The 7,352-nt window shown below is 43.3% G+C and carries 8 protein-coding genes; 5 read left to right on the plus strand and 3 right to left on the minus strand.

Translation table 11 applies throughout. From position 1 onward, the window contains the following. Positions 1 to 200: 200 nt before the first annotated feature. Entirely contained in the window at positions 201 to 593 is a 393-nt protein-coding gene (locus QTO00_RS11330) for a hypothetical protein (protein ID WP_029860778.1), read from the plus strand. Positions 594 to 1,187: 594 nt separating this feature from the next. Here QTO00_RS11330 and QTO00_RS11335 read toward each other — a convergent pair. Beyond that, positions 1,188 to 1,418 (minus strand): PAS factor family protein, encoded by a 231-nt coding sequence (locus QTO00_RS11335; RefSeq protein ID WP_331424913.1) that lies wholly within the window; start codon positions 1,416 to 1,418, stop codon positions 1,188 to 1,190. 229 nt (positions 1,419 to 1,647) lie between these two features. On the opposite strand from QTO00_RS11335, the gene QTO00_RS11340 reads away from it, so the two are divergent. Continuing rightward, complete coding sequence (locus QTO00_RS11340; RefSeq protein ID WP_331424914.1) at positions 1,648 to 2,250, plus strand: histidine phosphatase family protein; 603 nt, start codon at positions 1,648 to 1,650, stop codon at positions 2,248 to 2,250. 523 nt (positions 2,251 to 2,773) lie between these two features. On the opposite strand, the gene QTO00_RS11345 is transcribed toward QTO00_RS11340, so the two are convergent. After that, positions 2,774 to 2,992, minus strand: a complete 219-nt coding sequence (locus QTO00_RS11345; RefSeq protein ID WP_331424915.1) for a DUF2798 domain-containing protein — start codon at positions 2,990 to 2,992, stop codon at positions 2,774 to 2,776. A 346-nt stretch (positions 2,993 to 3,338) separates the two neighbouring features. After that, positions 3,339 to 4,541 carry an aromatic amino acid transport family protein gene (locus QTO00_RS11350; protein WP_331424916.1) on the minus strand — a complete coding sequence of 401 codons (1,203 nt, stop codon included), beginning with the start codon at positions 4,539 to 4,541 and terminating at the stop codon, positions 3,339 to 3,341. 567 nt (positions 4,542 to 5,108) lie between these two features. On the opposite strand from QTO00_RS11350, the gene QTO00_RS11355 reads away from it, so the two are divergent. From QTO00_RS11355 to QTO00_RS11365, 3 genes are all read left to right on the plus strand, one after another. Next, a complete protein-coding gene (locus QTO00_RS11355) occupies positions 5,109 to 5,684 on the plus strand; it encodes an acyl carrier protein phosphodiesterase (RefSeq protein WP_331424917.1) in 576 nt (191 codons plus the stop codon). Between the two features lie 29 nt (positions 5,685 to 5,713). After that, positions 5,714 to 6,979: a DEAD/DEAH box helicase gene (locus QTO00_RS11360; RefSeq protein ID WP_443088919.1), complete on the plus strand. Its 1,266-nt coding sequence runs from the start codon at positions 5,714 to 5,716 to the stop codon at positions 6,977 to 6,979. A gap of 14 nt (positions 6,980 to 6,993) precedes the next feature. Continuing rightward, the coding region (locus QTO00_RS11365; RefSeq protein ID WP_331424919.1) for a GNAT family N-acetyltransferase at positions 6,994 to 7,352 on the plus strand (359 nt) is incomplete at its 3' end.

The raw sequence follows: 7,352 nt of genomic DNA on the forward strand, positions 1-7,352 counted from the left end.
TTTTATGCTGAGTCATGGTCTTCTCCTTTTGCTTCGGGACCTGAACACTCCAAGCATGGCTGATAGACATGTGAAGTGGTAGGGGGAGACCATCTCATCACCTTAACAGGGCGTTAGCATGCTTCGTGCAAAATCATAGATGACATTAGATGGGATCGTAACCTACGTTTTAAGAGTATGAACACTCAAAGGCTAGGGCTATGTTTGAACATCAGAAGAAATATGAAGCATTTATTCGTGAGCAAGGCGTAGGGCAAAATGATAAAGTGGCTGACTCTTGTAAGTCTTATGTTTCCTACTTAAATGGTGTGGAGAAGCATACAAATATAAGAATTAACTCAAAAACTCTGGCAAACGAAAACGATATTTCGGGTATTGTCGCGAAGCTTCATGAGTCGCATGAAATATCTGATAGAACTATCGGCAACTACGTGTCTGCTATGAGGCAGTATGTGAGGATGGTGAATCAATCAGCCCCACATGCTAACAAACTGCTTAAGAGTGATTCGCCACGCTCGGCAGTTTTAACTCCCCATACTTTTGTGATTATGGTGGTGGTTTTTATTGTGGTGCTAATGTGGCTCACACCTTAGCAGGGCGTTAAGAAGCCCTTTTAAATTTAGTGCCACTTCCCACGTGTGTCGCGGAGTTGCACTTTGGTTCCACAGCGTGCATCGTTGCCATGTCAAACACTGAAGTTCGGGCTGTTAGAGTAGGGAGCTTGTGCCAATAAGCCGCTCAGCATTTGTGCTACAACCCACCATCGCTCGGCTATTGGCAATCCTCGAAGTCCGTGCGGTCGCCCGTTGGCAATCGACATTTGTTAGCAAGGTTCTTAGCATCAATTGGGTGAACTGTTTCATAAAGCGCAATCGTGCACATTGCACAGCCTTTAGTTTCAATTTAAGTTCTTCTTAACAAAGGCGTTCAAGCGGGACTGCTAACGCGCGGTAGTTTTGGTGCTAATTTCGAAGTGCTGTATTTATGATAATAATTTTGAGTTAAGTGCTGGCGTGGCTAAAACCTTAATTTGGCGTTATCTGCCCGAGTCCCCCACGTTTAGTCGACATTTTACTGAGTTAGGGCTAGGGTCTAATTGAGAGGTGATTTATGGCTAAACATCGTAATCCAGTGACTGGTGCTATAACGGCTCTTGGGGATGAGAGCCGTTACTGAATCGGCTAGGTTTAGTGTTCAGGGGTTTCTAATAACTGAATAGCGCCATCTACAGCGTTATTAATAGCTTCGTGATTTTCTAATTTTCCTGAACTTGCCGGCCCGAGAGCTCCTGCATACAAAGCCAGTTGTTTATCGAAAGGCAAATCCAACTGCTCATAAAGGTTTTGTCTTATGGTTGCGTGTTGTTCTGGAGCTTGATTTGTCAGGTTTACAAGCGTTTCATAAATAAGGGCTTTCATGTAATGTCCATTTTATTATAGTTGACGGGGTGCATATAATTCTACGCGTCTAGTGGTTGTAATTCTTGTGCAACAATCACATAACACGGCGTTCAGGAGAGAATAATGCCGTATTTTCGATTTAACGCTGTGCAGTGCTGCGAGTCAAAATTGACTCAAATCCGAGGTTTTGCAATAGCAGAGTGATTCTTATAGTTTTGTTAGCCGTGGTTGTATTTTGGATTAACAAATGATTAAGAAGATATACGTTATAAGGCATGGTGAGACGGTGTTCGATTCAGAGCAAAAACTGCAAGGACATTGCAATTCACCGCTTACAAACAAAGGAAAAGCGCAAGCACGCTCGGTAGGCTCTGAGTTAAATAAGCGTTTGACTGGGAATAATTATCAAGTGTTTTGCAGCCCGCTTGGCCGAGCCGTGCAGACTGCGAAAATTATCTGTAAAGCAATTAACTTTCCCCAATCAAATTTGTTGCAGGATGAGCGCTTAAAGGAATTTTCACTCGGTTCCTGGGAGCAACGGAAAATTCCTGATTTGGTTGAAAGCAATCCGAGGTTGCTCAATCAAAAAGATTGGTATCTTAATGCCCCACAGTGTGAGCCCTATGAATCCGTCCGCAATAGACTACTTTCATGGCTTTCGGAGTTGCCGGATGAACAAGATGTTGTCGTCGTGAGCCATGGTCTTACAGGAATCGTTTTGAGAGGGATTTTACAAAATTACAGCTATGAAGCAATTTGGGATCAAGATTTACTACAAGATGCAATTTTCATAGTCGAAAATGGTATTGAGGAAAGAGTAAACTGCGCGCTCAACGAGGCGCTCGCATAACAAGAGGTTATGCCGCCATAGTTCAGGTGTTGGCGCTCCGTCGGAACCTTGAAACATTCAATATATAAATAGTTGCTCTTGTGGTGGTTGTTGGTTTGTATAGTCTCGATTGGACAGTATGTATGGGTAATTTATGAAGTTTTTATTTCCTATCGCGTTTGCATTGTTGGGTTCTAAGCTGATTTTTAGTTTATTTAATTTTGAGTACAAAGTATTCTCGGAACCATTTGATATAAAGTACTTTTTGATAGATGTTGGCGTTTTTATTGGCCTTTGGTATGTGGGGGAATTGCTTGTAAAGCGTTTCCTTTCGGAAAGAACTAGTTAACTTCGTTAGCGGATAGTGGCTCGGATACCCACCTAACAAACTGTTCAGTACGGACTGCTAACGTAAGGCACTTTTGATTGTGGTTTGATTCAGTGTTTAAGGTGTTATAGGGCACGCTTGGTGGTGGAGTGGTCTACCCTTAATCCGGCGTTGGCAGTGCTGACTACATACCAGATTGTAGTCAGCATGCTTGGCTTATGAGGTGATTCTATTTGCTAGTTTAAAACTTGCACTACCAACAAAGATTGATAGTACAAAAGCAATAGGCCAAGCGACGACAAAGTGCTTCATCCAAGTTTGTAGCCATAAATGAGTCATTCCGAGTTCGGCAAAGCTAAAAATCCCCGTCATAAGAAATGCCATCATAAGAGAGATAAAGATTTGTGCGAGAATTAAGGTTTGTTTCTTTTGCATTGTTCCATCCAAAGTGAAGATGGTGCACCAAAAGCATTAACGAGCACCACCCTATTAAAAGGTTAGTGCCGTGGGTTTACCAGAAGTAACTAAATCTCGAATTGTTCGAGGACTGGAATAACCTGACCAGTCTAAAATCTTTTCGACGCTGCTAATACTAATAAGTAGTGTGATTTCAGTCAAGGTTAAGCTGGGATACAACATTTTCAGTCGGATTTTTAACGTTTGGTAATCAAATTCAGCGTTTGTTTACTGACTGGGGCACTATGTAATAGCTTTACTAGCGCCCTGTAAATTAGAGCTTAAATCCTTACACGTAGGTTTGAACACCTGAACTGCTTAAAGCTCATCCCAAGGACGGCAACACGCCTGTAGTAATTAAAATTTGTGCGCCAATGATAAGTACGCCGACCGTACTGGTGGCGATTAATCCGAGATTACCACCCATGACTTGGTAATGAGTTGCCTTGGCCTGTGCTCGCGCTTTCTTGACCATCAAGATAGGGAGAAAAATTGCTAACACGACCAGTGAAATAGCAGCGTAACCTAGAGCCATAATAAAGCCCTGTGGATAGAACAAAGCGAACCCCATTGGTGGCACGAAGGTAATTATTCCAACGAGCGCTCTTGAATGGGTTTGACTCTGTCGCTTTAACGAGTCACCCAAGAACTCAAACAAGCCTAAACTCACCCCAAGAAATGAAGTAAGCAGTGCTAGATCGGCGAAGATGCCAATAGTTTGCCCTAAGCTAGAGACGTTAACCTTGGCTGAAAGTTTTGAAATTAGTGCACTTAAACCTTGATTGTCGAGTAAGGCGTCTTGATTTACTACGCCCAGTGTTACTATTTGCCAAAATACGTAGACGACCAATGGGATGGCAGAGCCAATCATGATGGCCTTACGCAGTGAAGGCGTGTGACCATCTAGGTAGTTAACAATTGCCGGGATACTACCGTGGAATCCAAATGATGTGAAAATGACGGGTATAGCAGCAATAACTAGGCCTTGCTCTACAGGCATGCTCAATAGATAAGACTCAGTAACATTAGGCGCTAAAAATGTCAGCACCATGGCCATGGCTACGATCTTAATCAGAAATAGAACACGGTTTACTTTATCTACGGTGGAAGTGCCGATTGTCACAATGGATGCAACCATCAGAGTAAAGATGACGGTAGAAGCAGTATTGCTAACGTCTAAGCCAGTAAAACTCGCGATACGTTCACCGAACTGTGCTCCACCTCCGGCAATGTAGGCAGCACATAGCGCATAGAAAAGAAAAATCATGGCGAAACTGGCCACCCATTTCCCTTTAGCACCAAGAAACTGTTTGGCAAGCGTATGAAGCGTCGCATTATGTTCGGCGTGCTGATGAACTTCGATCATAAGCAGCGCGGTATAAGCCATCAGCGCCCAAAGAGCCAACATGATGATAAGTGATGTAGAGAAGCCGATTCCAGCAGATGCGAGTGGCAGTGCCAACATACCAGCACCAATCGTTGTGCCAGATATGATCAAAGTACTACCCAATACCTTTGATTTACTCATTGTATATTTTTTTTTACAAGTTAGTGTGTTTATTGGCGTTTATGACCATTGAACTAATAATCTTTGGTGTTTAACGCTGCTTGGTATTGAATTGTGTAAAACAATCGAAACGAAATCAAGCTGTATGTACATAATATTTACCATGAGTGTAATTAATTTTATACACACTAGGCACTATACTGACGTAAACGTTTACTTGGGAGGAGACTCAAATTGATTCAACAAATTTCTTCTCTGATTCAAAAAAGTGTCATATAAGTGCTTTAAAAATAGATCGTGCAACCACATATAGAAAACGAGCCACAAGTGTGGCTTTAGAAAGTGTTTTTAAGGAGGTCAGAATGAGTGACCAAACAACAAATGAAGAATGCCTTGAGCTATTAGATGCGATGGAGATTGGCTTTGAACTCTCAGACTATGAGCAGTCAATCGAAGAGCTAGCAGACGAGATCTTCAAATAGTAATTCTTCAAATACGATACTTAGAGAGAGCCAGTGCAATCGCGCTGGCTTTGTGTTTTTGTAAACCTGTGTATACTTTATATCGTATTCCTTTTAGGCGTTTCCGTTGAACTATCTAGCTCACCTCCATATCGCAGACCACTGTGGTTCCAGTTTATTGGGTAATTTGCTGGGGGATTTTGTTAAAGGCAATCCCGACGACCAGCTACCTGCTCATTTATCCTCAGGCGTAAAACTACATCGTTTTGTGGATTCTTATACCGACCAACACTCAATCGTCGTTGAAGCAAAGCAACTCTTTCCAAATGGCTTGCGCCGATTTTCTGGTATTGCGCTCGATATGTTTTGGGACCACTGCCTGGCAAAACGTTGGGATGAATATCATACCGATTCGCTGAGTCGGTTTTGTCGCCATGCTGAGCATACCGTCCGTGCGGACAATGAACATTCATTGCCGCAGCGCTTTATCCACGTTTCTGATGCAATGTGGCAGGGAAGGTGGCTAGAGTCATATCGTCACTTTGAAAACATCGAGTATGCACTGCAAAGAATGTCGCGACGTTCTCCTCGTATGCAGCGCTTAAGTGAATGCAGCATGCCGCTTTTTAACCACTATGAACAACTTAATGAGACATTTTCACGCTTCTATCCGGATCTACTAACTGCAAGCAAAAGTTTTTGATAGAATCGTCGGCCTTAAAATGAAAGGTTATCTCCATGTCGACACATTTTGCAGCACTAGGCTTGTGCCCCCTTCTTAGTGAAACTACTGAGAAATTAGGCTTCAATCAACCAACGGACATTCAGGCTCAGGCTATTCCACATGTTCTTGAAGGTAAGGATGTGTTAGCTGGTGCACAAACTGGAACCGGTAAAACGGCTGCATTTGGTTTACCGATTCTGCACAAACTGCTTGAAGCTGAGAATAACCGCGATATCCAAAGCAATGATGTGTTGGCGCTAGTATTGGTACCGACGCGAGAACTGGCGCAGCAGGTGTTCGACAACCTGAATCAATACGCTCAAAACACTGCGCTTAAAGTGGTTGCTGCATACGGTGGAACCAGTATGAATGTCCAAACTCGAAACCTCGACCAAGGCTGTGACATCTTGGTGGCGACCCCAGGGCGTTTGCTTGACCATCTTTTTTGCAAAAATATCAAGCTAGATAAAACTCACTATTTAGTGCTAGATGAAGCAGACCGTATGCTCGATATGGGCTTCATGCCTGATATTAAGCGTATCCTCAAACGTTGTAATGAAGATCGCCAAACAATGTTCTTTTCGGCGACATTTGACAAGCGAATTAAAACCATTGCATACAAAATGTTAAATGAACCGGTAGAAGTTCAAGTTACCGCGTCGAACAGTACCGCCGATACAGTGACTCAAATGGTTTACCCAGTCGACAAAAAGCGTAAAGCCGAGCTATTGGCTTACCTTATTGGTTCGCGTAACTGGCAGCAAGTTTTAGTGTTTACTAAAACTAAGCAAGGCAGTGATGCACTGGCAAAAGAGCTTAAGCTCGATGGTATAAAAGCGGCTTCAATTAACGGTGATAAGAGCCAAGGTGCTCGCCAAAAAGCCTTAGACGATTTCAAATCTGGGCATGTCCGTGCACTAATTGCAACTGATGTCGCCGCGCGTGGTTTGGATATTCAGCAGTTAGAGCAAGTGGTCAACTTTGATATGCCATACAAGGCCGAAGATTATGTTCACCGTATCGGCCGCACGGGTAGAGCTGGGCAGAAAGGATTCGCTGTTTCGCTGATGAGTCGTGATGAAGAATACTTGCTAGAAGCCATAGAACGTTTATTAGATAGCAAACTACCGCAACAGTGGCTTGAAGGATTTGAGCCGAGCCTAATTGAAGACGTTGAGCCTGACAAATCACCGCGCAGAAAAGGTCGCAACTCAGATAAACGCAAGATGAAAGCGAAACTTAAGATCCACGCCAATCGCGGTAAGAAAAAGTAACAAGGGAACGAACAGTGAAGCTGTCGCTTATTAGATTAAAGGATGCTGAAGAGTTATTGGCGTTTGAGCTTGCAAATCAAGTTTGGTTTGAGCAGTTTATTCCGCCACGGGAGTCAGATTTCTACACTAAGAGTGGGGTAGAGCAGCACATTCGCGAGTTTTTGCTTGATTACCAATGCAATGAGTTGCTTCCTCTGCTAATTAAAGATGACAATGATCGAATTATTGGCCGACTAAATGTGACGAATATTGATACTATTCGACATACGGCTCACCTGGGTTATCGCGTTGGTCAAGGCTCAACCAAGCAGGGCGTTGCAAAGGGAGCGGTGGCTGAAGTCGTGAACATGTTGCGTGCTAAAGGGGTCAAAAC

Origin of the sequence: Vibrio sp. M260118 (genome assembly GCF_036533755.1) — a bacterium.
Taxonomy (GTDB): domain Bacteria; phylum Pseudomonadota; class Gammaproteobacteria; order Enterobacterales; family Vibrionaceae; genus Vibrio.

What these genes read in the sequence shown, in the direction of transcription:
- QTO00_RS11330 (WP_029860778.1), top strand. Translation starts at nt 201, where the DNA reads ATGTTTGAACATCAGAAGAAATATGAAGCATTTATTCGTGAGCAAGGC.
- QTO00_RS11335 (WP_331424913.1), bottom strand. Translation starts at nt 1,418, where the DNA reads ATGAAAGCCCTTATTTATGAAACGCTTGTAAACCTGACAAATCAAGCT.
- QTO00_RS11340 (WP_331424914.1), top strand. Translation starts at nt 1,648, where the DNA reads ATGATTAAGAAGATATACGTTATAAGGCATGGTGAGACGGTGTTCGAT.
- QTO00_RS11345 (WP_331424915.1), bottom strand. Translation starts at nt 2,992, where the DNA reads ATGCAAAAGAAACAAACCTTAATTCTCGCACAAATCTTTATCTCTCTT.
- QTO00_RS11350 (WP_331424916.1), bottom strand. Translation starts at nt 4,541, where the DNA reads ATGAGTAAATCAAAGGTATTGGGTAGTACTTTGATCATATCTGGCACA.